Here is a 24,502-nt window from a genome sequence, read left to right on the forward strand (position 1 = left end):
TCATCACCGAATCACGGAAGCGCTCACTTGACCAAGACGGCACCTCGGGCTGGCGCGCTGACGTTGTCGCGGTAGATCTGCAGCCAGCCGCGGTCAAACTGCGGCGGCGCAGGTGTCCAGGCCGCGCGGCGGCGCTGCATCTCGGCCTCGTCCACCAGCAGGTCGCAGCGGCGGCTGTCCAGGTCGATGGCGATCACGTCACCATCGCGCACCAGCGCCAGCGGTCCGCCCAGCGCGGCTTCGGGCGCCACCTCGGCCACGACCAGGCCCTTGCAGACCAGTCCCGACAGGTGGCCATCGGTCAGCAACGCCACCTGATCGCCCAGCCCGGCACCGTCGATGGCGAAGACCACGCGTGAGGCGCCGCCGCCCATGGCCGGGCCGCCACGCGTGCCGGCGCCGCGCATGACGACCACCTGGCCAGGCCGGATCTCACCCGCGTTGAGGGCCGCGATGGCGGCGTCGCTGGTGTCGAAGCAGAGAGCCGGGCCTTCGAAACGTCGCTGCTTGCGCTCCAGAATGCCCGTCTTGACGATGCCCGTGTCGGGGCACAGGGAACCACGCAGCACCACGATGGCCGGGCGCGTGGCCACGGGTCGGTCCAGCGGCCGGATGATCTCCGGGTCGCGCACCGACACCGCTTCCAGCTCAGTCGCCAATGTGCGGCCAGTCACGGTGCGCACCTGCAAGTCCAATTGAGGGGCCAGTTGCTTGAGCACGGCCTGGCAGCCGCCGGCCGCCTCGAACTGCTCGATGCTGTGCGTGCCCACCGGGCGCACGCCGGCCAGCACCGGCACTTCGGCGCCCAGTTGCTCGAACAGGCGGTACACGTCCAGGTTCAGCCCCGCTTCAGTGGCCACGGCTTGCAGGTGCTTGACGCAGTTCACCGAGCCGCCCACGGCCAGCACGGCGCGCACCGCATTGGCGAAGGCGCCCGGCGTCAGGATGGCGCGCGGCCGCAGGTCGTCCCAGACCATTTGCACGATGCGCGCGCCCGCGCGCCGCACGTCGGCCATCATACGTTCGCTCATGGCGGCCACGGGCGCGCTACCCGGCAGCGCCATGCCCAGGGCCTCGCAGACGATGTGCATGGAGTTGGCCGTGCCCATGCCCGAGCAGACACCCGGCGAACGGATGGCCTCGCGGCTCATGCCCACCAGCGTGTCGCGGTCCAGCGCGCCGGAGACCACGTGCATGGCGCCGATGAAGACCTCCTCGATGTCGCAGTGGTGTCCCTGGTAGCTGCCGCTGGCCTGGTAACCGCAGGGCACCAGCAGCGCGGGAATGTCCAGCCGCGCCGCGGCCATCAGCTGGCCGGGCACGGTCTTGTCGCAAGAGGTGAGGCAGACCATGCCGTCGAGCTGCGCGCCCTCCACCGCCACCTCTATGTCATTGGTGATCAGGTCGCGCGCCGCCAGCATGTAGGCGCCACGCGCGCCGGCACCGGTGATGAAATCGCTGGGCGCGGCCGTGCGGATCTCGAAGGGCACGGCACCCGCCGCACGGATGGCGGTCTTGAGCTCTGCCGCCACCCGATCCAGATGGCTGAAACAGCTGGCCAGCTCGCTGCTGGAATTGACGATGGCGATCTTGGGCTTCTCGCAATCCTCCTCGGGGATGCCCAGCGCGCGCCACTGCGCGTTGCGCACCGACCAGAGGTAGGAACCGCGAGGAAAGTTGCTGCGCAGTGCGCGCGTGGGCGGGGTGGCGGAGGGGGGGCTCATCAAGGTCTCCTTGGGCACGGGGCGTTCATGGGCGGATGGGGCTTGGCGGCGAACCGGGGTTCGGTTCAGGCAGCATGCGCGGACACGGTGGCTCCGGCCTCGACCGCCGCGTTCGGCCGCAGGTACACGCCCTGCGCCAGCAGGCCCCGCTGCAGCCGAGTGATGTCCACCGCGCGGGGTCGCACGCCCCCGGCCACGGCCAGCGCCGCCGCCACGCCCGCGGCCTGGCCAGTCAGCCAGCACTGCGGGATCTCGCGCATGAAACCATGCGAGTTGCGGTCGCAGGAGATGTGGCGCCCGCAGGCCAACAGGCCATCGAGGGCTTGCGGCACCAGCGCGCCATAGGGCACCGAGATGTTGGGAAACTTGGGCGACACAGCGGGCGAGACGGCGACTTCGTCGGGCAGCGCCCGGCCCTCGGGCCAGCGGTGGCGCCAGACCCCGTCCACGCCGACCAGCCGGCGCGCGTGACGCACGCCGATCTGGGGCGCGCTCTGCAGCAGGTAGGCCTCCTCGAAGCCGGGCGCATGGGCCTTGAAGTAGTCCAGGTGCGCGGCCATGGCCCGGTGCGAACGCACCTCCACGGCCGTCAGGTCGTCCACGTCCAAGGCCGAGTAACCCGACTGGCGTGGTCCCATGAACAGCGCGATGTCGTTGCGCCAGGAGACGAAGGGCCGCTCGAACAGCTTGAGCTCCTCACGGCCTTGCGCCATGAAGGCGGCATGCGCCTCGGGCTGCCCCGTCTTGAAGTCGATCCAGCGGTTCATGTCCACGCCACCGAACAGCCAGGAGGTGTTCATGCAATGGTGCACGTCGGCCTCTTCGATGTCGTTGACGAAGGCAGCGCCAGCGCGGGCGAACAGGTCACCATCGCCGGTCGCGTCCACCACCACGTCGGCCATGATGGCCATGCGGCCTTCCTTGCTCTCGAACACCACGCCCTTGACCTTGCCGCCTTCGACGATGGGGATCGCGGCCCAGGAGTGGTAGATGAGCTTGACGCCGCGCTCGATCACGATCTCCTGCGACAGCAGCTTCAAGCGCTCGGGGTCGATGGTGGGCGACCAGGTCACCACGCCGTGGTAGGCGGCCGTGCGCTGCGACCAGTAACCCGACTTGCCCGCGTCCTGCGACCCCCAGTCTTCGCGCGCGGGGCCGGCGATGGCCTCCGGCGGCAGGCGGTCGAACAGCTCCTCGGCGAAGCCGCGCACGACCAGTTGGCCTTCCCAGTCGGTCATGCGGTCGATCCAGATCACCAGCCCCCCGGTGGACAGGCCACCCAGGTGGTTGTAGCGCTCCAGCAGCGCCACGTCGGCCCCGGCTGCTGCCGCGGCCGCGGCCGCCGCCGTGCCCGAAGGCCCCCCGCCAACGACCAACACCCCGCAGCGGTGGTAGACGGGGATGCGCTTGCCGGGTTCGTCCCAGGCGCCATGGTCAGGCCGGGTCTGGCGCTGGTCGCGGGCAAACACATCGGAGCTCAGGATGCGCTCATCGGTACGGGTCAGGGTCTGGACTTTCATTAGATCTCCGGTCAACTGTTGATTGAATTATGGACATTCATTTCATTTTTTCAATCGACAAAAGAATAAACAAGGGAAAACACCGAATAAAAATGAAGAAACTAAACTTTTTTGGACTTAAAGTCCAATATACAAACACAACGACAGGAGACAACATGCCCACACAACCGCCCTCACCCTCGGCTTCCCGCTGGACCACGCCCCGGTCGCGCAGCCGCCGCCACGCACTGACCATGGCGCTGCTGGCTACCGCCTTGCTGCTGTCCGGGGCCCAGCCAGCCTGGGCGCAGGATTTCCCTCAGAAGAACCGTCCGATCCGCATCGTGGTGGGCTTCACCGCGGGCGGCGGCACCGACGCGCAGGCGCGCGCCGTGGCCCAGAAGCTGGGCGAGCTGCTGGAGACCAGCGTGATCGTCGACAACCGCCCCGGCGCCAGCACCATGCTCTCGGCCAGCGAGGTGGCGCGCGCCGCGCCGGACGGCTACACCCTGATGTACGCACCCTCGTCCACCATGGCGCAGAACCCGCACACTTTCACCAAAGTGCCCTACGACCCCTTCAAGGACTTCACCCCCATCACCGTCGCGGGGCGGGGCCCGCTGGTGCTGTCCATGAGCACCTCGGTACCCGCCGGCAACGTGCGCGAACTGGTGGACTACATCAAGGCGCACCCGGGCCAGACCAGCTACGCTTCCTTCGGCACCGGTACGTCCTCGCATGTCTACGGCGAGGCCTTTGTCCAGAAAGCACAGATCGACGCCGTCCACATTCCCTACAAAGGTGGCTCGGACGCAGCCAAGGACCTGATCGGCGGCCGGGTCCAATACATGTTTGACTCCGCGCCCTCGGCCATCATCGCGAGCCAGACCGGTCGGGTGAAGATCCTGGCCATCGCCGCCACGCGGCGCATCAGCGCCCTGCCCGACGTGCCCACCCTGGCCGAACAGGGCTACAGCGGCCTGGACCTGCCGAGCTGGCTCGGCTTTTATGGCCCGGCGAACATGCCGCCATCCGTGGTGCAGACGCTCAACCGGGCGCTGGTCCAGGTGCTGGCTTCGCCACAGATCGTCAAGTTCTACCGCGACGGCGGCTATGAGGCCGGCGGCGACAGCCCCGAGGAGTTCAACACCCTGACCCGCCAGACCTACGAGCAATGGGGCGCCATGATCACCCGGCTGGGCCTGCCCAAACAGTGAGTCCTCCAGGGGTCCGGGGGGAGCAGGCGCAGGGCCGCGATAATCGCGGCCCATGAACCCCCTGCTCCAGAAGCTGCAGCCCTACCCTTTCGAGCGGCTGCGCAAGCTCTTTGAAGGCGTCACGCCCAACCCGGCTCACCAGCCCATCAGCCTGGGGATCGGTGAGCCCAAGCACCCCACGCCGGACTTCATCAAGCAGACGCTGGCGGCGGCCTTGCACGATCCGGCGAGTGACTTCACGGCCTATCCGCCCACGGCCGGCACGCCCGCGCTGCGTGCGGCGTTCACCGGCTGGTTGCAACGGCGCTATGGGCTGACGCTGGACCCAAGCACCCAGGTGCTGCCGGTCAACGGCACGCGCGAGGCCTTGTTTGCCTTTGCGCAGACGGTGATCGACCCGACGGCGGATGCGGGCCGCTCGCCGCCGGGCCGCCCCAAGGCGAGCAGCGCCCTCTTGGAAGAGTTGGGGGGCAGCGAACCACACGCAGTGGGGAGCGTGGGGGCTCCTTATGTCGTGTGTCCCAACCCCTTCTACCAAATCTATGAGGGCGCAGCCCTGCTGGCGGGCGCCACGCCCTACTACGCGCCCAGCGACCCCAAGCGCAATTTCGCGGTGGACTGGGACAGCGTGCCCGACGACGTGTGGCAACGCACGCAACTGCTCTATGTCTGCTCGCCGGGCAACCCCACCGGCGCGGTGATGCCTTTGGACGAATGGCGCAAGCTGTTCGCGCTGAGCGATCGGTACGGATTCATCATCGCCTCGGACGAGTGCTACAGCGAGATCTATTTCCGCGACGAACCACCGCTGGGCGGGCTGGAAGCCGCCACCAGGCTGGGTCGGAGCTTCGAGCGCCTGGTGGCCTTCACCAGCCTGTCCAAGCGCAGCAATGTGCCAGGCTTGCGCAGTGGCTTCGCGATGGGCGACGCGGCGCTGCTCAAGGCCTTCCTGCTCTACCGCACTTACCACGGCAGCGCCATGGCGCCGCCCACGCAGGCAGCCAGCATCGCCGCCTGGGGCGACGAGGCCCACGTGGTCGCCAACCGCGAGCAATACCGCGCCAAGTTCGCCCGGGTCACGCCCATCCTGGCCGAGGTGCTGGACGTGGCCCTGCCCGACGCGGGCTTTTATCTATGGGCCGGGGTGCGCCGCGTCTGCGGCGGGGATGACGCAGCCTTCGCGCGGGAACTGCTGGCTCAATACAATGTCACGGTTTTGCCCGGCAGCTACCTGGCGCGCGAAGCCAACAAGCTCAATCCCGGCCAGGGCCGCATCCGCATGGCCCTCGTCGCCGAGACGGCCGAATGCGAGGAAGCCGCGCGGCGCATCGTCCAGTTCGTTCAATCCCACAAGTAACAAGCACAGCACCGACACCATGAGCCAGCAACTGCAACAGACCATCGACGCCGCCTGGGAAGACCGCGCCAAGCTCTCGCCCAAGTCCGCCCCTCAGGACATCGCCGACGCGGTGGACTCGGTCATCGCCCAACTCAACAACGGCACGCTGCGCGTGGCCACGCGCGAATCGGTCGGCAAGTGGACGGTGCACCAGTGGGTGAAGAAGGCGGTGCTGCTGTCCTTCCGCCTCAAGGACAATGAACTCGTGCGCGCCGGTGACCTGGGCTTCTACGACAAGGTGCCCACCAAGTTCGCCGACCTCTCGGCCCAGGAAATGGCCGCCACCGGGGTGCGCGTGGTGCCGCCGGCGGTGGCGCGGCGCGGCAGCTACATCGCCAAGGGCGCCATCCTGATGCCCAGCTACGTGAACATCGGCGCCTACGTCGACGAAGGTACGATGGTGGACACCTGGGCCACCGTGGGCAGTTGCGCCCAAGTGGGCAAGAACGTGCACCTGTCCGGCGGCGTGGGTCTGGGCGGCGTGCTGGAGCCCCTGCAGGCCAACCCGACCATCATCGAGGACAACTGCTTCATCGGCGCGCGCAGCGAGATCGTCGAAGGCGTGATCGTCGAGGAGAACTCCGTCATCAGCATGGGCGTGTACATCGGCCAGAGCACCAAGATCTACGATCGCGCGACCGGTCAGATCCACCAGGGCCGCGTGCCCGCCGGTTCCGTCGTGGTGGCGGGCAACCTGCCCAGCGCCGACGGCAAGTACAGCCTGTACGCGGCCATCATCGTCAAGAAGGTGGACGCCAAGACGCGCTCCACGACCAGCCTGAATGACTTGTTGAGAGATTGAGCCCTGAGCCGGCTTCGCCGCCTTTCCCTGGACAAGGAAGGGGATGCGACCCGCGGCTCAGCCCTTGCCGTTCCGCGGTCGCCCGCGATAGAAAACACATGAGCACAACGCTTCAGCTCGCCGAGCAACTGATCGCCCGCCCCTCCGTCACGCCGGAGGATGGCGGCTGCCAGCAATTGATCGCCGAGCGCCTGGCGCCCCTGGGCTTCCAGAACGAGACGCTGGGCTTCGGGCCGGAGGAATTCCGCGTTACCAACCTCTGGTCGGTGCGGCCCTCGCCCGCCGCGCCCGACGCGCTCACCGCCCTGCCCACCCTGGTCTTCGCGGGCCACACCGACGTGGTGCCCACCGGCCCCGTGGCGCTGTGGGGCCAGGACCCGTTCACGCCCACGCACCGGGACGGCAAGCTCTACGGGCGCGGCGCGGCCGACATGAAGACCTCCATCGCGGCCTTCGTGGTCGCGGCGGAGGAATTCGTCGCAGCCCACCCGCAGGCCCCGCTGAACCTCGCCCTGCTGCTGACCAGCGACGAGGAAGGCCCCTCGGTGGACGGCACCGTCAAGGTCTGCGAGACGCTCCAGGCGCGTGGTATGCGACTGGACTACTGCATCGTTGGCGAACCGACGTCCGTCAAGCAGACCGGCGACATGATCAAGAACGGCCGGCGCGGCACCATGGGCGGCAAGCTCACGGTCAAGGGCGTGCAGGGCCACATCGCCTACCCGCAGCTCGCGCGCAATCCCATCCATCTGTTCGCGCCCGCGCTGGCCGAACTGGCGGCCATGGAGTGGGACCGGGGCAACGACCACTTCCAGCCCACAAGCTGGCAGGTCAGCAACGTCCACGGTGGCACCGGAGCCAGCAACGTCATTCCGGGCGCGCTGGTGGTGGACTTCAACTTCCGCTTCAGCACCGAGTCCACGCCTGAAAGCCTGCAGCAGCGTCTGACCAGCGTGCTCAACAAGTACGGCCTGGAATACGAACTGCTCTGGACAGTGGGCGGCCTGCCCTTTCTCACCCCCGTGGGCACCCTGGTCGTCGCGGTGCAGGCGGCCATCCTCGAAGAGACGGGCCTCACGACCGAACTGTCCACCACCGGCGGCACCAGCGACGGTCGTTTCATCGCCAAGGTCTGCCCGCAGGTGATCGAGCTGGGCCCCACCAACGCCACCATCCACAAGATCGACGAACACATCCCCGTGGCCGATATCGAACCCCTGAAGAACATCTATCGGCGCACGATGGAAAAGCTGGCCGCGCAATGACGCTGGCCGAACTCATCGCCGAGGCCGCCGCGCGGCTCGCCTCGGCGCAGCAGGCGGGCAGACTGGCCTTCGGCCACGGCACCAGCAACGCGCAGGACGAGGCCATCTGGCTGGTGCTGTGGAAGCTGGGCCTGCCACTGGACTGCGCCCTGGACGCCGAAGGCGCGCGCGCGGTCTCGACCGCCGAGGCCCGCGACGCGCTGGCGCTGATCGACGAGCGCATCAGCACGCGCAAGCCCGCGGCCTACCTGACGGGTGAAGCCTGGCTGCAAGGCGTTCCTTTCTTCGTGGATGAGCGGGCCATCGTGCCGCGCAGCTTCATCGCCGAGTTGATCGTCGACGCCGACGGGCAGGGCACGCTGGATGCCTGGCTGGGCGAGGACACCCGCAAAGTACTCGACCTCTGCACCGGCAACGGCAGCCTGGCCGTGCTGGCGGCCCTGGCCTGGCCCGAGGTGCAGGTCGATGGCGCGGACATTTCGGCCGATGCGCTGGAGGTGGCGCACATCAACGTCGGCCGACACGGCTTGCAGGAGCGCGTGCGGCTGCTGAAGTCCGATGGCCTGGCCCAGGTGCCAGGCACCTACGACCTTATCCTCTGCAACCCGCCCTACGTCAACCTGCAAAGCATGGCGTCGCTGCCCGCTGAATACCGCGCCGAGCCCGAGCTGGCCCTCTCCGGCAACCTGAACGGCGGCACGGACGGCATGGACTTCATCCGCCTCTTGCTGCGCGATGCGCCTACCCACATGAGCGCGCAGGCCGTGCTGGTGCTCGAGATCGGCAACGAGCGCGACCACTACGAAGCCGCCTTCCCCGCCCTGGCCGCGCACACCGTCTGGCTCGACACCAGCGCGGGCGAAGACCAGGTGCTGCTGCTCACGCGCGAGGCCTTGAGCCAGGCTCCAGCCCGATAATCCCTGCCCGTCCCGAGCTTCGTCCAAGGACTTCGACAAGCTCAGCCCGAACGTCCGCCTTCATGATCACCCTCAAGAACATCACCCTGCGCCGCGGCGCCAAAGTCATCCTGGACGGCGCCTCGGCCACGATCAACCCTGGCGAGAAAGTCGGCCTGGTGGGCCGCAACGGCGCGGGCAAATCCACCCTGTTCGCCCTGCTCAATGGCAGCATTCACGAGGACGGCGGGGATTTCAGCATTCCCGCGCAGTGGCGCATGGCGCAGGTCGCGCAGGACATGCCCGAGACGGATGAAAGCGCCACGGACTTCGTGCTCGCGGGCGACACAGCCCTGGCCGCCGCCAACGCGGAAGTCGCCGCGGCCGAAGCCAGCGAGGACGGCGAACGCATGGCGCACGCCTACATGGCGCTGCAAGACGTGGGGGCGCACGATGCACCAGCGCGCGCGCAGGCCCTCATCCTGGGCCTGGGGTTCCAGAACCCGGAACTGGATCGGCCCGTCAACAGCTTCTCCGGCGGCTGGCGCATGCGTCTGCAGCTCGCCCGTGCGCTGATGGCCCCCAGCGATCTGCTGCTGCTCGACGAGCCGACCAACCACTTGGACCTGGACGCCCTGGTCTGGCTCGAGGCCTGGCTGCAACGCTACGCAGGCACGCTGCTTGTCATCAGCCATGACCGCGAGTTTCTCGACGCCATCACGAACGTGACGCTGCACATCGAGAGCGCGCAGCTCAAACGCTACGGTGGCAACTACAGCCGCTTCGAGGACATGCGCGCCGAGCAATTGGCGCTGCAACAGGCCAGTTACTCCAAGCAACAGGACAAGATCGCCCACCTGCAAAAATTCATCGCCCGCTTCAAGGCCCAGGCCAGCAAGGCCAAGCAGGCGCAAAGCCGCGTGAAGGCGCTGGAGCGCATGGAAAAAATCGGCCCCGTTCTGGCCGAGGCCGATTTCACCTTCGAGTTCAAGGAACCGGCCAACCTGCCCAACCCCATGCTGACGCTGCAAGGCGTGGATTGCGGCTACCCGGGTCAGGCCGAGGGTGACGCGCCCCTCACCATCGTGCAGAACATCGGCAAATCCGTGCTGGCGGGGCAGCGCATCGGCATCCTGGGCGCGAACGGCCAGGGCAAGTCCACGCTGGTCAAAACCATCGCCGGCGATCTGAAACCGATCGCCGGCGAAATCGTCCAGGGCAAGGGTCTGGCCATCGGCTACTTCGCGCAGCAGGAGCTGGACGTGCTGCGCCCCCAGGACACGCCGCTGGAACACATGATTCGCCTCGCCCGCGATACGACGCAGGCAGGCCGCCTGAGCGGCCAGAGCACGCGCGAACAGGATCTGCGCAGCTACCTGGGCAGCTTCAACTTCACGGGCGATCAGGTCAAGCAGGCCGTGGGCAGCATGAGCGGCGGCGAAAAGGCACGGCTGGTGCTGGCCTTGCTGGTCTGGCAGCGGCCCAACCTGCTGTTGCTGGATGAGCCGACCAACCACCTGGACCTGGCCACACGCGAGGCCCTGTCCGTCGCGCTCAACGAGTTCGAGGGCGCGCTCATGCTGGTCAGCCACGACCGTGCCCTGCTGCGCGCCGTGTGCGACGAGTTCTGGCTGGTGACCCGCGGTGGCGTGCTGCCCTTCGATGGCGACCTGGACGACTACCAGCGCTACCTGCTGGACGAAGCCAAGCGACAGCGCGAGGCGATCAAGGCCGGCATCCTGAGCCCGTCCATGGCCAGCAGCACGACGCCCTCGCCGGCCAGCCCGGCCTCCACCCCGCCCCCCCCGGCTGCGACCAGCGCCAGCGCGACCACCAAGCCCGCCGCGCGTGAAAACAACCGCACGCGCCAGATGCGCAAGGAGCTGGAACAATGCGAGACACGCATGGCCGCGCTGAGCGAGGAGAAGCAAGGCATCGAGGCGCGCCTGAACGCGAACCCGGCCCTGGACGAAATCCAGCGGCTGAGCGCACGCATGGCGGCGCTGCAGACGGAACTCGACGGCGTGGAAGCACGCTGGCTCGAATTGGGCAACGCATTGGAAGCGACCACTTGAACAAGGCCCGAATTTCGTGGCATAATCGCAGTCTTTCGGGCTCTTAGCTCAGTTGGTAGAGCAGCGGACTCTTAATCCGTAGGTCGAGTGTTCGAGTCACTCAGGGCCCACCAAAAAAAGAAAAGCCGGGCAGATGCACCATCTGCCCGGCTTTTTCCTTTGTCCAGCCGAAAGCTGACTGCATCTGCAGGATCACGATGATGAATCAGGCGATGAACCAAGCCGACATCCTCAACATCTCCGTCTACAAGTTCGTGCCCCTGCCGGACGCCGCCGAGCTGCGCGAGCGCCTGAAGGCCCGGGCCGAAGCCCTGGGCCTCAAGGGCACGGTGCTGCTGGCCGAGGAAGGCATCAACCTCTTCGTGGCGGGCGTGCCGGGCGCCGTGCGCGACTTCATGGCGGCCTTGCACGCGGACGCGCGCCTGGCCGATCTGGCACCCAAGGAAAGCTGGTCAAAGCACCAGCCCTTTCGCAAGCTGGTGGTCAAGCACAAGCGCGAGATCATCCGCATGAACCACCCGACCATCCGTCCCGCCCAAGGCCGCGCCCCGGCCCTGGCACCACTGACGGTGAAACGCTGGCTGGACCAGGGGCACGACGACGAAGGTCGTCCCGTGGTGACGCTGGACACGCGCAATGCCTTCGAGGTCCAGCACGGCGCCTTCGAGGGCGCGATCGATTGGCGCATCCGCAAATTCTCTGAATTCCCCGCCGCCGTCCAGGCGCACAAGGCCGAGCTGGCGGGCAAGACGGTCATCAGCTACTGCACGGGTGGCATCCGCTGCGAGAAAGCCGCCATCTACATGCAGGAGGCCGGCCTGAGCCACGTCTACCAGATCGAAGGCGGCATCCTCAAATACTTCGAGGAAGCGGGCGGCGCGCACTACCAAGGCAACTGCTTCGTCTTTGACGAGCGCATTTCCCTCAGTCCGGACTTGGCGCCGCTGCCGCCGGGCGCGGCGCATCCGTCGATCGACCGGGACGTCAGCACGGACTGAACGCCCCTGGTTCAGGCGGCCTGCGCCTTGAGCCAGCGAACCGCGCCCTCAGCCCCGATCAGGCGGGGTTGAACTTGCGCAGGGGAAGTGGGATGAACTCCGTCTCACCCGGCACCTGGCCCATGCGCTGCGCCTCCCAATCAGCGCAGGCCTGCACGATGCGTTCCTTGCGCGTGGAGACGAAGTTCCAGTACATGTGGCGGTGGCCGTCCAGCGGTGCGCCGCCGATGACGACAAAACGCGAGGGTCGCTCGCCGGCCTTGATGCGCACCGAGCCACCACCGGCGTCCACGTCCTGGTTCGGTAGCACAGCCATCTGACGCTGGCCAACCTCGACCTGGGCGCCGTCCGGGCAATCCAGCAGCAGGGGCTGGTCCACGGCGTAGACGGCACGCTCTTCGTAGAGCGGAGGCAATTCAAAGATGCCACCCTCGGGCAGCTTCACGTCCAGGTAGAGCGTGGGCATGTAGACCTGCACGGGTGACTTCACGCCAAAGGCCTCGCCGATCAGCACGCGCACGGAATGCCCGTCCGCCGTGATCTCCGGAATGGCGTTCGCGGGTGTGTGCGCGAAACTGGGCGCCACCTCCTCCTGGGCACGCGGCAGGGCCGCCCAGAGCTGCAGGCCATGCACGCCGTAGCTGGCGTCGACCAGATCATCTGGCTTGCGCTCGGAATGCACGATGCCGCGCCCGGCCGTCATCCAGTTGACGGCGCCCGGCTCGATGCGCTGCAGCGAGCCCACGCTGTCGCGGTGCATCTGCGCGCCTTCGAACAGGTAGGTCACCGTCGCCAGGCCGATGTGTGGATGGGGACGCACGTCGTGCTCGCGTCCCGGGGTTTCCGTGACCGGCCCCATGTGGTCGAAGAAGAGGAAGGGGCCCACGGATTGGCGCTGCGCCGAGGGCAGCACACGCGACACGGTGAAACCGCCGCCGAGGTCTTTTTCATGGCCCGACAGAACCAGCACGGATGAAGTCATGGTCTTTACTCCTGAAGGCGCGGCGATGCGCAAGAACCAGGCTCGGCACGCACCCACCGCCACGAGAAAAAACGGCCGGATGACCCGGCCGTTCTCCGCAAGCACTGTTCCGGTCTCAGCCTCGGCTGCCGTCGAAGCTCAGACGGCCGGGACCAAAGGCTGCGAATGCCAGCAGGCCGCCCGCGATGGCCAGGTTCTTGAAGAAGTGAATCTGCTGCATATTGCCCGGATCCACCAGCATGTTCCAGAAGTTGTGGAAGAAGAAGCCCGCCACCACGGTGAAGATCGCCAGGATGAAGGCACTCCAGCGTGTCTTGAAGCCCACCAGCAGCGCCAGGCCGAGCACCACCTCGACGAAGATGGCCACGGCGGCACCCGCGTAACCCATGAACTGGGGCAGGTGCATGGTGGAAGACACATAACCCGCCACGCCCGAGAAACTGCTGATCTTGTTGATGCCGGCCGGCACGAACAGCAGCGCGAGCAGAATGCGGCCAATCAGGGTGATCGGCGCCTGGAGTTGATTGAACATGATGTTTTCCTCGATGGTTTGTTGGGGTTCAGGCCAGTGGTTCTGACGTTCGTGCCCCGATGTCCGCTGGTCTGCCCGGACACCGGAACGCATGGTAGCGGGATTTTGAAGCCTGGCCGGCCCAGGCCGGCCAGGCGCCCTGTTTCAGTGAGTCAGATCGGTGAAGACCAGCACCTCGGCGTCCTTGCCCTTGGCGATTTTCAGCTCGCCTTCGGCCACGATCATCGCCGCGTCACCGCCCGTCAGTTTCTGGCCATTGACTTCCAGTTCGCCTTGGACAAGGTGCAGGTAAGCCTTGCGCTGGGCGTCGAGCTTGAGCGTCGCTGCTTCGTCACCGTTGAACAGGCCCGCATACAGACGCGCGTCAGCGTGGACGGTGACCGATCCGTCCTCGCCCGTGGGCGAGGCCACCAGGCGCAGTCGGCCACGCTTGTCGTCGGACACGAAGGTCTTCTGCTCGTAACTGGGCGCGATGCCGCGCACGTTCGGCTCGATCCAGATCTGCAGGAAATGCGTCTGCTGGCCCGCTGCGTGGTTGAACTCGCTGTGCATCACGCCGCTGCCCGCGCTCATGCGCTGCACGTCGCCGGGCGGGATGCCCTTGACGTTGCCCATGCTGTCCTTGTGCGCCAGGTTGCCCTCGAGCACGTAGCTGATGATCTCCATGTCCCGATGGCCGTGGGTGCCGAAACCGGTGCCGGGGGCAATGCGGTCTTCATTGATGACACGCAGATTGCCCCAACCCATGAATTCGGGGTCGTAATAGCCCGCGAAAGAAAAGCTGTGGAAAGACTTGAGCCAGCCGTGGTCGGCGTAACCGCGGTCCTGGGATTTGCGAATGGTCAGCATGAGATGCTCCTTTCTCTGAATAGGGCCTGCCCGGATGTCAAGGAGGGCTGGCCGATGGAGTGACTGTAGAAAATCCCGGGGACCTTGAAGCCGAGTTGCTTTGAGGATTGAATTCAAAATAAATGAAATAAGATCGGCACTTCGTGCAAATCAACCGCCGAATCCCGCCCATGCAAGCGCCGTCCCCTGCCCCCCATTCCGCTCGCGACGTCCTGACCCCGGACGCGCTGGCCATGCTCCAGGCCATCGAAGCCGCGGGCAGCTTCGCGGCGGCGGCGCGCGCCCTGGGTCTGGTGCCCAGCGCCCTGACCTACCGCGTGCGCCAGATCGAAGACGCCCTGGACGTGCTGCTCTATGACCGCAGTTCCCGTCAGGCCCGGCTGACCGCGGCGGGCGCCGAGTTGCTGCGCGAGGGCCAGCGCCTGCTGGGCGAGATCGACGCCGTCGCGCGCCGGGTGCAGCGCGTGGCCACCGGCTGGGAGTCGCAGTTCACCGTCGCCGTCGACGGCATCATCCACCGCCCCACCCTCATGGAGCTGTGCGAAAGCTTTTTCACCCTGGGCGCCCCCACGCGCCTGAAGCTGCGAGACGAAACGCTGATGGGCACGCTGGAAGCCCTGACCAGCGGCCAGGCCGACCTAGCCATCGGCGTGGTGCTGGAGGCTGGCGACATCGGCACCGGCAACGTGGGCCTGCAAAGCAAGCCGCTGGGGCAGGTGGAGTTCATCTACGCCGTGGCCCCCCACCACCCGCTGGCGACCGCCCCCGAGCCCCTGACCGATGTCATGCTGCTGCAGCATCGCGCCGTGGCCGTCGCGGACTCGTCCAGTCAGGGCCAGGGTCTCACCGTGGGCCTGCTGGCCGGGCAGGACGTGCTCACCGTCGGCACCATGCAGGCCAAACTGGACGCGCAATTGCGTGGCCTGGGCGGCGGTTTCCTGCCCGAATGCAACGCCCGCCCCTACATCGAGGCCGGCCGGCTGGTCGTCAAGCAAATCGAACGGTCGCGACGCGTGGTGAGGACCAGCTATGTCTGGCGGGGCAACAGCGCCCCCGGCCAGGCACCGGGCCAGGGCGCGGGCCGCGCCCTGCAATGGTGGCTGCAGCAATTGGAGAGTCCGACCACCCGCGCCGCCCTGCTGGGTCCATTGCAACGCTGAGCGCGGGTCGCGCCCCTGCCCCCTGCATGCACGCCGCCCTGACGCGCCCATGACTGCGGATTACATCGGCCGTTTCGCGCCTTCACCCACTGGCCCCCTGCACGCCGGCTCCCTGGTGGCCGCGCTGGCCAGCTGGCTGGACGCGCGGGCGCACGGTGGCCGCTGGCTGGTCCGCATCGAGGATGTGGACCAGGCACGCTGCCTGCCCGGCGCGGACCAGTTCATCCTGCAGCAACTGGCGCTCTGCGGTCTGCATCCTGACGAAGCCCCCGTCCACCAATCGGCGCGTGGCGCTCTCTACCAGCGGGTGCTGGACGCGCTGGCGCAGCGTGCCCGCGCCTACCCCTGCCTCTGCTCGCGCCGCGAGGTGGAACAGACGCTGGAACAACTCGGCCGCGCGCGGAATCGCCATGGTGAGCTGGTCTACCCTGGCACCTGCCGGCCCGGCCCGGGCAAGGCCCCGGTCCAGGGCTGTGACGCGAACGGGAGCCACCTGCGTGCCCATGACACCGACGTCGCCGTCCCACGCGCTAGTGCCACTCGCCTTGTCCCCGCAGCCCGCCCCTGCGCCTGGCGCATGCGCGTGCCTGCGGGCGTGCTGCTCTGGCAGGACCGGCGTCTGGGGGCCCAGGCGCAAGACGTGGCGGCCGAGGTCGGGGACTTCGTGCTCAAGCGCGCCGATGGCTACTGGGCCTACCAGCTCGCCGTGACCGTCGACGACGTGGCCCAGGGCGTCACCCACATCGTGCGCGGCGAGGATCTGGCCGACAACACCCCGCGGCAGATCCTGCTGCTGCACGCCCTGGGTTACCCAACGCCCGCCTACCTGCACACCCCCTTGGTGCTCGGACCGAACGGGGAAAAGCTGAGCAAGCAGAACGGCGCCCAGGCATTGGATCTGGGCAGCCCCGACGCGGTGCTGGCCGCGCTCAAGGCGGCGGCGGCGGCACTCGGCTTGGCCGCCGACACCCACGCCCAGACCCGCGGCGACGTCGCCAGCGCGCAGGCGGCCTGGGTGGCTGAATGGCGGGCGCGATGGGCCCGTCGATGAGGGTGAGGATGCCGATGCACGGCGCGACCACCGACACCATGGTGCAAGGCTTGGCCAGTCCAAGCACGGGCCACCTGCCGCCCTCCCGGCCTTCTTACAATTCGGCCCCGTGAACGATACGCCCGCCATGCCTCCCCTGAACACCCCCTCCGCGGCGCCACCAGGCGTTGCCTACCCCAAGGCCATCAAGAGCTACGTGACGCGCGCGGGCCGCACGACCACGGGCCAGGCCAAGGCCCTGCTGGAATGGGGGCCGCTGTACTTGCTGCCCTTCCAGTCAACGCCGCTGGATCTGGACGCCACCTTCCAGCGCGATCCCGGGCATCCGGCGCCCACGATCCTGGAAATCGGCTTCGGCATGGGCGACGCCACGGCGCACATCGCCGCGCTGATGCCGAACAAGAACTTCATCGGTTGCGAGGTGCACGAGCCGGGCGTGGGTGCCCTGCTCAAGCACATCGGCGAGCGCGGCCTGACCAACTTGCGCATCGTGCAGCACGACGCGGTGGAGGTGCTGGGCCAGATGCTGCGGCCCGGTTCGCTCGCGGGCGTGCACATTTTCTTCCCCGACCCCTGGCACAAGAAACGCCACCACAAGCGGCGCCTGATCCAGCCGGACTTCGTGCGCAAGCTCGCCAGCTACCTGCGCCCGCCGGGCACCCAGGGCGAGCCGGGCGGTTACCTCCACTGCGCGACCGACTGGCAGCCCTATGCCGAGCAGATGCTCGCCGTGCTGAGCGCCGAGCCCGCGCTGCGCAACACCGCGACGGGCTACGCACCCCGCCCGGCCTACCGGCCCGAGACCAAGTTCGAACGACGCGGCCTGCGCCTGGGCCACGGCGTCTGGGACCTGGTGTTTGAGCGCGTCTGAGCCGAGCCGCTTCGCCAACGTCCAGTCATGACGCGCCCTGCGCACCGCCAGCGCCCACCCATGATCGCGGGCGTGAGCGCGAGCTGCGTGGCCCTGCCCGGCGGCGAGGCCTGCCCGCTGCTGCTGGATTTCCTGGCGCAACGCCTGCCCGCAGTGAGCGCCGCCCAATGGCGGCAGCGCATGGCGGCAGGGCGCGTGCTGGACGAACAGGGTCAGGCCCTGTGGCCTGAAGTGCCCATGAGCGCTTTCGCCCCCGGCGCGCGCGTCTATTACTACCGCGAGCTGGAGACCGAAGCCGCGCTGCCCTTCGGAGCCAACATCCTGTACCAGGACGCGCACCTGCTCGTGGCGGACAAACCGCATTTCATGCCCGTCACGCCGAGCGGTCGCTATGTGCGCAACAGCCTGCTGGTGCGGCTGAAATCCGAAACAGGCATCGAGACGCTCAGCCCCGTCCACCGCATTGACCGGGAGACCGCCGGCCTGGTGCTCTTCAGCGTGCAAGCGCACGAGCGCGGCGCCTACCAGGCGCTGTTTCGCACACAGGCGGTGGACAAAATATACGAAGCCATCGCGCCCCTCGCCGCCCAAGGCCCGGACCGGCCCTTGCCCGCCCTCCACCGAAGCCGCATCGAGGTCGATCCCAAGCACTTCTTTCGCCAGTGCGAAGCCGAGGGCGAGCCCAACAGCGAAACGGCGCTTGAACTGGTCGAGGCGCGCATGCCGCATGCGCTGTACCGCCTGCGTCCGCGCAGCGGCAAGACCCACCAGTTGCGCGTGCACATGAACGCCCTGGGCCGACCGATCGCGGGGGATCTGTTCTACCCCGAAGTCGTGCACGGCCCTGACGACGCACAGGAAGACTGGAATCAGCCCCTGCGCCTGCTGGCGCGCAGCCTGGCCTTCACCGACCCGCTGACCGGCGAACCCCGCGCTTTCACGAGCCGGAGGGCCTTGGACTGGCCGGACACGACCGAATCGCCCTGACGTGCCCCCTCTGACGCAGGGCGACACATCGGCTTGCAGACCGACCAGGGGCTTTACCTCGCGGCGCTATCATCGCCGCGTCACCCTCATGACACCCTTGCCCCACAGGAATCCTCCGGACACTGGACACGCCATGACTTCACTCTTCTCGATACACTCGCTCCCCCGCCATCTGGCCGCCGCGCTGGCGGGATTCGCCATGGCCCTGACGGGCTTGTCCGGACCCGCGCACGCCGACGGCATCGCGGACCTGGGCGCCGCCTTGAGCTACAAACCCCAGCAACCGACGGAGGCACAGGGCGTGACCGGCTTCGACATCGGCGTGGCTTCCAGCTTCAGCCAGATCAGCGACGGTGACGATGTCTCCGTGACCCGGGTGAACCTGCACAAGGGCCTGCCCTACGGCTTCGACATCGGTGGCTTCTTCGGCAATGCCCACCAGGACGGCGAGAGCAACTCGCTCAAGGGCTATGAACTGCGTTATGCCCTGCTGAATGGGGACACCGTCACGCCCGCCATTGGCGTGCGCGGGGCCTATACCAAGCTGGACAACGACACCCTTGATCTGAACACCAAGAGCCTGGACATCGGGATCTCCAAGGGCTTCGCCTTTCTCACGCCCTACGTCGGCGTTGGCAAGGTCTGGGTGGACAGCAAGTTGGACGACACCAGCATGACCAAGACCTATGCAGGCCTCAACATCGGTCTGGGCCTGTTCGCGGTGGACATCGAGGTGGACAAGACCGGCGATGTGACCAGCTACGGACTGAAAGCGGCCCTGCGTTGGTGATGAGAAGCTGGCGACAGCGGCACGACCCGATGGCCCCGGGGGCTCGGTGATAATTCAGACGTACGCACCCCTACCAAGATGACCATGAAAAAACCTTTCTCATTCCTGGCTTGCGCCACACTCGGTCTGGTGCTGGGCATGGCCGCCACGACGGCGGCGGCAGACCGCCTGGGCAACCTGGACGCATTGACCGACAGAGAGTTCCGATACGCCTCCGAGGCCATCGGCGCGGCGATGAGCTACAAGCCGCTTGCCCCGCCCGAACCGCAGGGCCTGACGGGGTTTGACATCGGTGTCTCCTTGACCAGCAGTTCGCCGTCTTACAAAGGGGCCGCCGCGCTGGAAAAAGCCAATGCGAACCTTTACCTCGACGATGCGATGCAGTCCTATCGCCTGGACATCCACAAGGGCCTGCCTTTTGACGTCGATGTCGGCGCCTATTTCGCGAACATGCCTGGCCTGGGCATCGATGTTCGCGGCCTTGAAGCGCGCTACGCCCTGCTGTCCGGTGACTTTGCCACGCCCACCATCAGCCTGCGCGGCGGCTACACCTACGCCGTCAACTCAGACGACCTTTACATCAACACCAGAAGTCTGGATGTATCGGTCTCCAAGGGGTTCGCCATGCTGACACCCTACGCGGGCGTTGGTTATGTCTGGGTAGACAGCGATGGCCGTAGAGCGGCCAACCATCTCCAGAGCTCACCAGAACTCAACAAATACTATGCCGGCATCAACATGGGGCTGGGCTTGCTCAATCTGGCCTTTGAAACCGATATCACCGGCGACACCGTCAGTTGGGGCATGAAGCTGGGGTTGCGCTGGTAAACGGCATTGCGCGCACAAGCGAAAAAAGGGCGCTCCTCGTGAGCGCCCTTGCACTTTCATCGGGCCGCAAGCGGATGCGCCTCAAGGCGCCCCTCGGATTCAGACCTCCTGCGCGGTGACGCGGTACTTGAAGGCATCCGGCGTGTAGGAATCCAGGCGCTCGATCTGACCGGCAGGCCCTGTTTCGCACACCGGGTACATCAGAAAGCCGAGCGGGCCTTTCTGGGCGCCGGGCAGATTCAGGTCGTGCGCCATGTTCCACCCCACCCAGTTACCCTCCCACTGACCGAAGAGCGCCTTGTTCACCGGAGAGACCAGCGGGTTCTGCGTGGTCTTGATCCATTCCGGCGTTTCCTGGCGCATGACCTTGGCCACGTCCGCCGGGTCCATCGCCACCCAGCCATGGTCCTTGAGATAGACCTCGGAACGGCAATGCTGGGCGCCTGACAAGTTGCCCATGTTGTTGCCGCCGAGTTCCTTGTAGCCAAAGGCCGAAGGCGCGAGGCGCAGGCCGTAGACGTCGCGCGCGGGCAGGCCCACGGCGCGGCACAGGCCCACGAAGAGCGCGTTGATGTCGGCGCACTTGCCGCCCAGATTGCCAGTCTCCAGCATGGTCTTGATGTCGCCTTCGCCGCAGCCGCGCACCTTGGGCTCGCGGTAGGCGTTGGTGACCACCCAGTCGTAGACGGCACGCACCTTCTCGTAGTCGGTCTTGGCGCCTTGCGTGGCCTTGAGTGCCGTCTCGCGCACGATGCCGTCGGTGGGCAGCAGCGCGGTGGGACGCGTCCAGAACGCGAGGTCCTTGTCCTGCGGCTGGCTGGATTTGGCCGACCAGTCCACCGCGCGGCTGCGGGTTTGCACGCGGCTGCTCAGCTCCACCCAAGGGGCTTTTTCGCCCGGCATGAACTCGACGGCCAGCCACTGCGTCGCCGGCACGCCACCTTGCGCCACGTCCTTGCTCAAGGTGACACGGCCATTGCTGTCCCAGCGGTTGTCCAGGGTACGCTGCCAGTCGCTGTCGATGGAGGGCACCGGCAACCAGACGCGGGTCTGACCGTCGGCGAGTTGCACGTCCACCCGAGTCTTGACTTCAAAGCTGCGCCAGGCGCCGGGCTGGGGATTGAATTGGCGCTCGGGTGTGGCGCTCTGCGCGCCCGCGCGGATCGGCCAGGTTCCAAGCGCGGAGACGGTGGCGGCACAGGAGGCGGCCGCCGCCGCGTTTTTCAGGAAGGCACGGCGCTGCGTCGCGCGTCCTTCGGACGTGCGTTGAACGGTAGTCATAAAGCGATCTCCGGTAGGTGAGGGATACACACCGTCGGCGCAGGTCAAGATGCACCGAGACGGCTGGACGGGATTATCACCAGCCGGAGGACTCAGGACAGCAGCGCATCCACCAGCGACTGGGCGCGGTCGCCACTCCAGTCCAGCTCACCCTGCACCCGTTGGCGAGGACGCCCGTTGGCGTCGATCAGCACCGTCGTGGGCAACACGCTGGCCGCGCCCCAGGCGCGCGCGGCTTCTTTCTCGGGGTCGAGCAGCACGGTCAGTGCCCCCGCGTCCAGCGCGCTGCTCTGCAGGAAACGCGCGATGGCACGCGGCCCTTCACCCACATTGATGGCCAGCACCTGGACCGCGTCACCATAAAACCCGGCAAGGGTCTGCAGCGTCGGCATCTCGACCCGGCAAGGCGCGCACCACGAGGCCCAGAAATTCATCAGCACCACGCGCCCGCGCAGGGCCTCCAGCGTCCAGGTGCGGCCTTGCATGTCCAGTGTGCGCAGCAGCGGCGTCTTAGGCCCGGCAGGCCAGGGGGTGACGGCATGCCCAGCGGTATCCACGCCAGGGTTGGCCAGCTCGTTCAGGCCAGTGGCCTGTGCTGCCCGCAGTGGCGCGGCGCCGAGCATGGGCAGGGCAGGTGCCCATGCGAGCGGCGTCAGGCCCGCGCCCAGCGCGCCTCGCAGACAGAGTCGTCGTTGCATCATGGCGCGAGTGTATGCGGCGCGCCCATGCTCAGACGCTGGCCAGGCGATCCCCTCCGTTAGATTGGGCCTGCCTGACGCCCTCGCTGGCGCGCGCCAGCAGGTGGTGCGCCAGCTCGCCCGCGCGGTACTGGGCCACACCCACGCTGGCGCTGAGGCGGGTGAGCGGGTCCGACTCCTCGGACGGCGCTCCCGGTCGCACGCGCCCGACCCCGATGGCCACCACCCCCAGCCGCAGGCCCTCGGCCATGCGCATGGCCTCGCTCAGATCGGTCTCGGGCAGAACGATCAGGAACTGGCCTCCATCGTCGCGCGCCAACCAATCGACCTCATGGCGCAACCCGGCCCGACAAATGCGCGCCACCTCGCGCAACAAGGCGTCCGCTCCAGCCGGGCCCAGGCTCCGTTTGCGCTCGCGGAAGTGGTCAATGCTCAGCTGCAGCAGCGACAGCGGCCGACCATAACGCTGCACGCGCTCCACCTCGCCCGGCAGGCGCTCCTCGACGGCGCGGCGATTCCAGCAGCCCGTGAGTGCGTCGGTGCGCGACAGGCGGTACACCTCATCCACCAAACGCTGCAGGTCGTCCGTGCGCTGCGCCACCTTTTCATCCAGTCCGTCGATGTGCTCGCGCAGCCCGGTTTGCAACTTGGCAAAACCATCGGCCAGCAGGTCAATCTCATCGGCATCGCGCCGCCCGGTGGCGCGCTGGCGGGGCGGCGGCGTCATCAGCCGTTCCGGCGTCAGCTCGGCAGCGAAACGCGCCATGGCCTCCAACGGCTGTTGCAGCCGCCGGCGCAGCAGCCAGGTGACGAGCAGGCACACCAGGGCGGTGTACACCCCGTAGCCGAGCAGCACCTGCAAGGCGGTGGCACGCACCTCGCCCATGACGTAGCGCGGGTTGCCGACGATTTCCACCTGACCCAGCGGCAGGCTTGCCCCTCCCTGGCCGGGCAAGGGCAGGATGTCCATGCGCCGCACCACCGTCGTGGCGGCATCCCGCGCGGCCAGGTCGCCCGCCATGAACACCTGCCCGGTGGCGGTGCGCAGACGCACATGCCCTACTTCAGGCAGCGCGGCGATGGCTTGTACCTGCTGTTGTACCGCCTCGAATTCGATGTCCCACAAGGCCGTGGCCAGCTGCGGCAGGCTGGTGCGCACGATGCTCTCGACCTGTGTGGCGAAACGCTGTTCATGCTGACGCAGCAAGTACCAGGTCTGCCCCGCCAGCACCAATGCCATGCACAGCAGCGCGAGCAGCACGATGCGGCGAATCAGCGCGCCGGCCAGGGGATGGAAATTCCGCGGAACTTCCCAGGCGATGTGGGGCGTGACGGCATCTGACGGTTCAGGGGCCTGGGGCTCCGCAGCGGCAGTGCGTGGCGCGGGGTCATCAAGGAAGCGCGCGTTCATCGTCAAGCCTTTCGGTGGTCTGGGGAGCGTTTTTCAGCAGGCCTTCCAGGCTGAAGTCATAACCGCGCAGGCGAGGGTTGTAGGTCTTGCTGAAACGCCTGAAATCAACGTGATCGCAGCCCGGCCCCAGGCTTGCGCGGAGCGCCTGCGCCAGCTTGGCATCGAACAAGACAAACATGCGCCGCTCCTGCATCAGGCCCTCATCCGCGAAATCGTGGCCTTTGTAGTGGTCAAGAATCATCACCAAGCTCCAGGCACCAGTGATGAAATGGCCCCCCGCCAGCGCCGCCAGGCGTCCACTCTCCTTCGCCTGCAGCGCCTCGGCGGAGGTATTGATGCCGCTGAAAAAAACCGTCCGTCCCGGCACGCCACCGCGTTGCTCCAAGGCCCTCATCGCGCCGAAGGCCATCAGGTCGTTGCCGGCCCAGACCAGCCGGGCCTGTGGATGGCGCTGGTAAAGCACCTCGGCCTGTTCGGTCGCTTTCTCGCGCGACCAGGCGGCGTAGACCTCCTGGTCGATCACCACGTCACCCGCCTCGCGCACGGCCTGGCGCATCCCATCATTGCGTGCGATCGAAGACGGCGTGCTGCGATCGCCCGCGATCACCAGCAAATGCAACTTGGCGTCCGTCCCCTGGGCGCCCGCGGCGCGGGCCTGGGCGATCAGGGCGCGGGCCGTCAGATACCCGGCGTCTTGCGCCCGGGGCTCAAGCGACCCGATCCAGAGCCTGTGCTTGTGGCGCGGCGTGCCGGTGCGTGCCATTTCCTCCGCCGTGGGTTTGCTGTAGGCCATGAAGACCCGGATGCCGCTGCCCTCGAAGATGTTGAGCAGTTCCGGCCCCGTGCCGTAGTCGTTGGTGACCACGACGTACTCGGGCCGCAGGGATGGCTTGCGCGCCGCGATGGCGCGGGCGATCTGGAAGACCCGCAGGTGCTCGCGTTCGGCGTAATGGACCTCCAGGGTCTGCCCCAAGTTTTGCGCGGCGGACTGCATGCACCGCGCGACGCCCGACCAGTAGAACTCGTCCACCTTGCCAGGGTTGATGAAGGCCACTCGCTGGGCCAGCGCGTCAGCGCCAAACAAGACGGCAGCGGCCCATGCACCTGCGCGCAGCGCATGCGCGGCGGCGGAAAGAGTCACCCATGACAAGCGCCTGCCTGGCCTCATACCCCAACGACCTCGCCGT

The 24,502-nt window shown here is 67.3% G+C and carries 22 protein-coding genes and 1 tRNA gene; 14 read left to right on the forward strand and 9 right to left on the reverse strand.

What is annotated here, in order from left to right; genetic code table 11:
- Positions 1 to 23: 23 nt before the first annotated feature.
- Together DW355_RS14055 and DW355_RS14060 are read right to left on the reverse strand one after the other, a co-directional pair.
- Complete coding sequence (locus tag DW355_RS14055) at positions 24 to 1,724, reverse strand: dihydroxy-acid dehydratase (protein ID WP_131280943.1); 1,701 nt, start codon at positions 1,722 to 1,724, stop codon at positions 24 to 26.
- A 65-nt stretch (positions 1,725 to 1,789) separates the two neighbouring features.
- Positions 1,790 to 3,244 (reverse strand): FAD-dependent oxidoreductase, encoded by a 1,455-nt coding sequence (locus DW355_RS14060; RefSeq protein WP_131280945.1) that lies wholly within the window; start codon positions 3,242 to 3,244, stop codon positions 1,790 to 1,792.
- A 233-nt stretch (positions 3,245 to 3,477) separates the two neighbouring features.
- Here DW355_RS14060 and DW355_RS14065 point away from each other — a divergent pair, with 233 nt between their 5' ends.
- The 8 genes from DW355_RS14065 to DW355_RS14100 all read left to right on the forward strand — a co-directional run bounded on the left by DW355_RS14065 (position 3,478) and on the right by DW355_RS14100 (position 11,875).
- Positions 3,478 to 4,440, forward strand: a complete 963-nt coding sequence (locus DW355_RS14065; protein ID WP_131282745.1) for a Bug family tripartite tricarboxylate transporter substrate binding protein — start codon at positions 3,478 to 3,480, stop codon at positions 4,438 to 4,440.
- Positions 4,441 to 4,492: 52 nt separating this feature from the next.
- Positions 4,493 to 5,797 carry a succinyldiaminopimelate transaminase gene (gene dapC / locus DW355_RS14070; protein ID WP_131280946.1) on the forward strand — a complete coding sequence of 435 codons (1,305 nt, stop codon included), beginning with the start codon at positions 4,493 to 4,495 and terminating at the stop codon, positions 5,795 to 5,797.
- A 19-nt stretch (positions 5,798 to 5,816) separates the two neighbouring features.
- Positions 5,817 to 6,641 (forward strand): 2,3,4,5-tetrahydropyridine-2,6-dicarboxylate N-succinyltransferase, encoded by an 825-nt coding sequence (gene dapD, locus DW355_RS14075; RefSeq protein WP_131280948.1) that lies wholly within the window; start codon positions 5,817 to 5,819, stop codon positions 6,639 to 6,641.
- A gap of 98 nt (positions 6,642 to 6,739) precedes the next feature.
- Complete coding sequence (dapE, locus tag DW355_RS14080) at positions 6,740 to 7,906, forward strand: succinyl-diaminopimelate desuccinylase (RefSeq protein WP_131280949.1); 1,167 nt, start codon at positions 6,740 to 6,742, stop codon at positions 7,904 to 7,906.
- Complete coding sequence (prmB, locus tag DW355_RS14085; RefSeq protein ID WP_131280951.1) at positions 7,903 to 8,823, forward strand: 50S ribosomal protein L3 N(5)-glutamine methyltransferase; 921 nt, start codon at positions 7,903 to 7,905, stop codon at positions 8,821 to 8,823. The genes dapE and prmB overlap by 4 nt, the downstream gene beginning before the upstream one ends.
- Positions 8,824 to 8,885: 62 nt before the next feature.
- Positions 8,886 to 10,877 (forward strand): ABC-F family ATP-binding cassette domain-containing protein, encoded by a 1,992-nt coding sequence (locus DW355_RS14090; RefSeq protein ID WP_131280953.1) that lies wholly within the window; start codon positions 8,886 to 8,888, stop codon positions 10,875 to 10,877.
- A 37-nt stretch (positions 10,878 to 10,914) separates the two neighbouring features.
- Positions 10,915 to 10,990: transfer RNA gene (locus DW355_RS14095), tRNA-Lys, on the forward strand.
- 99 nt (positions 10,991 to 11,089) lie between these two features.
- Positions 11,090 to 11,875, forward strand: a complete 786-nt coding sequence (locus DW355_RS14100; RefSeq protein ID WP_131280954.1) for a sulfurtransferase — start codon at positions 11,090 to 11,092, stop codon at positions 11,873 to 11,875.
- Positions 11,876 to 11,933: 58 nt separating this feature from the next.
- On the opposite strand, the gene DW355_RS14105 is transcribed toward DW355_RS14100, so the two are convergent.
- The 3 genes from DW355_RS14105 to DW355_RS14115 form a co-directional block, all read right to left on the reverse strand.
- Entirely contained in the window at positions 11,934 to 12,857 is a 924-nt protein-coding gene (locus DW355_RS14105; RefSeq protein ID WP_131280956.1) for a pirin family protein, read from the reverse strand.
- 115 nt (positions 12,858 to 12,972) lie between these two features.
- On the reverse strand, positions 12,973 to 13,389 hold the full coding sequence (locus DW355_RS14110; protein ID WP_131280957.1) for a DoxX family protein: 417 nt from the start codon (positions 13,387 to 13,389) through the stop codon (positions 12,973 to 12,975).
- A 144-nt stretch (positions 13,390 to 13,533) separates the two neighbouring features.
- Positions 13,534 to 14,238: a pirin family protein gene (locus DW355_RS14115; protein WP_131280959.1), complete on the reverse strand. Its 705-nt coding sequence runs from the start codon at positions 14,236 to 14,238 to the stop codon at positions 13,534 to 13,536.
- Between the two features lie 170 nt (positions 14,239 to 14,408).
- Between DW355_RS14115 and DW355_RS14120 the strand changes: the two genes are divergently transcribed.
- The 6 genes from DW355_RS14120 (at position 14,409) to DW355_RS14145 (ending at position 19,925) form a co-directional block, all read left to right on the forward strand.
- Positions 14,409 to 15,398 carry a LysR family transcriptional regulator gene (locus DW355_RS14120; RefSeq protein ID WP_131280961.1) on the forward strand — a complete coding sequence of 330 codons (990 nt, stop codon included), beginning with the start codon at positions 14,409 to 14,411 and terminating at the stop codon, positions 15,396 to 15,398.
- Positions 15,399 to 15,447: 49 nt separating this feature from the next.
- On the forward strand, positions 15,448 to 16,449 hold the full coding sequence (gluQRS, locus tag DW355_RS14125; protein ID WP_131280962.1) for a tRNA glutamyl-Q(34) synthetase GluQRS: 1,002 nt from the start codon (positions 15,448 to 15,450) through the stop codon (positions 16,447 to 16,449).
- Between the two features lie 127 nt (positions 16,450 to 16,576).
- Positions 16,577 to 17,320, forward strand: a complete 744-nt coding sequence (gene trmB / locus DW355_RS14130; RefSeq protein ID WP_131282747.1) for a tRNA (guanosine(46)-N7)-methyltransferase TrmB — start codon at positions 16,577 to 16,579, stop codon at positions 17,318 to 17,320.
- Between the two features lie 27 nt (positions 17,321 to 17,347).
- Positions 17,348 to 18,307: a pseudouridine synthase gene (locus DW355_RS14135; RefSeq protein ID WP_131280963.1), complete on the forward strand. Its 960-nt coding sequence runs from the start codon at positions 17,348 to 17,350 to the stop codon at positions 18,305 to 18,307.
- A 133-nt stretch (positions 18,308 to 18,440) separates the two neighbouring features.
- Positions 18,441 to 19,097 (forward strand): hypothetical protein, encoded by a 657-nt coding sequence (locus tag DW355_RS14140; RefSeq protein WP_131280965.1) that lies wholly within the window; start codon positions 18,441 to 18,443, stop codon positions 19,095 to 19,097.
- An 84-nt stretch (positions 19,098 to 19,181) separates the two neighbouring features.
- A complete protein-coding gene (locus DW355_RS14145; RefSeq protein WP_131280966.1) occupies positions 19,182 to 19,925 on the forward strand; it encodes a hypothetical protein in 744 nt (247 codons plus the stop codon).
- Positions 19,926 to 20,024: 99 nt separating this feature from the next.
- On the opposite strand, the gene DW355_RS14150 is transcribed toward DW355_RS14145, so the two are convergent.
- From DW355_RS14150 to DW355_RS14165, 4 genes are all read right to left on the reverse strand, one after another.
- Positions 20,025 to 21,206 (reverse strand): transglutaminase-like domain-containing protein, encoded by a 1,182-nt coding sequence (locus DW355_RS14150; RefSeq protein ID WP_131280968.1) that lies wholly within the window; start codon positions 21,204 to 21,206, stop codon positions 20,025 to 20,027.
- 92 nt (positions 21,207 to 21,298) lie between these two features.
- Positions 21,299 to 21,907 (reverse strand): TlpA family protein disulfide reductase, encoded by a 609-nt coding sequence (locus DW355_RS14155; protein ID WP_131280969.1) that lies wholly within the window; start codon positions 21,905 to 21,907, stop codon positions 21,299 to 21,301.
- A gap of 28 nt (positions 21,908 to 21,935) precedes the next feature.
- Positions 21,936 to 23,315 carry a diguanylate cyclase gene (locus DW355_RS14160; RefSeq protein ID WP_131280971.1) on the reverse strand — a complete coding sequence of 460 codons (1,380 nt, stop codon included), beginning with the start codon at positions 23,313 to 23,315 and terminating at the stop codon, positions 21,936 to 21,938.
- On the reverse strand, positions 23,296 to 24,456 hold the full coding sequence (locus DW355_RS14165; protein WP_242671175.1) for an ABC transporter substrate-binding protein: 1,161 nt from the start codon (positions 24,454 to 24,456) through the stop codon (positions 23,296 to 23,298). The genes DW355_RS14160 and DW355_RS14165 overlap by 20 nt, the downstream gene beginning before the upstream one ends.
- Positions 24,457 to 24,502: the final 46 nt, after the last annotated feature.

The sequence above is a fragment of the Hylemonella gracilis genome, assembly GCF_004328645.1.
Classification (GTDB): domain Bacteria; phylum Pseudomonadota; class Gammaproteobacteria; order Burkholderiales; family Burkholderiaceae_C; genus Hylemonella; species Hylemonella gracilis_B.

Coding starts and splice junctions, on each gene's coding strand:
- DW355_RS14140 (WP_131280965.1), top strand. CDS start 18,441: ATGACTTCACTCTTCTCGATACACTCGCTCCCCCGCCATCTGGCCGCC.
- DW355_RS14090 (WP_131280953.1), top strand. CDS start 8,886: ATGATCACCCTCAAGAACATCACCCTGCGCCGCGGCGCCAAAGTCATC.
- DW355_RS14160 (WP_131280971.1), bottom strand. CDS start 23,315: ATGAACGCGCGCTTCCTTGATGACCCCGCGCCACGCACTGCCGCTGCG.
- DW355_RS14145 (WP_131280966.1), top strand. CDS start 19,182: ATGAAAAAACCTTTCTCATTCCTGGCTTGCGCCACACTCGGTCTGGTG.
- DW355_RS14100 (WP_131280954.1), top strand. CDS start 11,090: ATGAACCAAGCCGACATCCTCAACATCTCCGTCTACAAGTTCGTGCCC.
- prmB (WP_131280951.1), top strand. CDS start 7,903: ATGACGCTGGCCGAACTCATCGCCGAGGCCGCCGCGCGGCTCGCCTCG.
- dapD (WP_131280948.1), top strand. CDS start 5,817: ATGAGCCAGCAACTGCAACAGACCATCGACGCCGCCTGGGAAGACCGC.
- dapE (WP_131280949.1), top strand. CDS start 6,740: ATGAGCACAACGCTTCAGCTCGCCGAGCAACTGATCGCCCGCCCCTCC.
- trmB (WP_131282747.1), top strand. CDS start 16,577: ATGCCTCCCCTGAACACCCCCTCCGCGGCGCCACCAGGCGTTGCCTAC.
- DW355_RS14055 (WP_131280943.1), bottom strand. CDS start 1,724: ATGAGCCCCCCCTCCGCCACCCCGCCCACGCGCGCACTGCGCAGCAAC.
- dapC (WP_131280946.1), top strand. CDS start 4,493: ATGAACCCCCTGCTCCAGAAGCTGCAGCCCTACCCTTTCGAGCGGCTG.
- DW355_RS14110 (WP_131280957.1), bottom strand. CDS start 13,389: ATGTTCAATCAACTCCAGGCGCCGATCACCCTGATTGGCCGCATTCTG.
- DW355_RS14150 (WP_131280968.1), bottom strand. CDS start 21,206: ATGACTACCGTTCAACGCACGTCCGAAGGACGCGCGACGCAGCGCCGT.
- DW355_RS14115 (WP_131280959.1), bottom strand. CDS start 14,238: ATGCTGACCATTCGCAAATCCCAGGACCGCGGTTACGCCGACCACGGC.
- DW355_RS14105 (WP_131280956.1), bottom strand. CDS start 12,857: ATGACTTCATCCGTGCTGGTTCTGTCGGGCCATGAAAAAGACCTCGGC.
- DW355_RS14065 (WP_131282745.1), top strand. CDS start 3,478: ATGGCGCTGCTGGCTACCGCCTTGCTGCTGTCCGGGGCCCAGCCAGCC.
- gluQRS (WP_131280962.1), top strand. CDS start 15,448: ATGACTGCGGATTACATCGGCCGTTTCGCGCCTTCACCCACTGGCCCC.
- DW355_RS14155 (WP_131280969.1), bottom strand. CDS start 21,907: ATGATGCAACGACGACTCTGTCTGCGAGGCGCGCTGGGCGCGGGCCTG.
- DW355_RS14120 (WP_131280961.1), top strand. CDS start 14,409: ATGCAAGCGCCGTCCCCTGCCCCCCATTCCGCTCGCGACGTCCTGACC.
- DW355_RS14135 (WP_131280963.1), top strand. CDS start 17,348: ATGACGCGCCCTGCGCACCGCCAGCGCCCACCCATGATCGCGGGCGTG.
- DW355_RS14060 (WP_131280945.1), bottom strand. CDS start 3,244: ATGAAAGTCCAGACCCTGACCCGTACCGATGAGCGCATCCTGAGCTCC.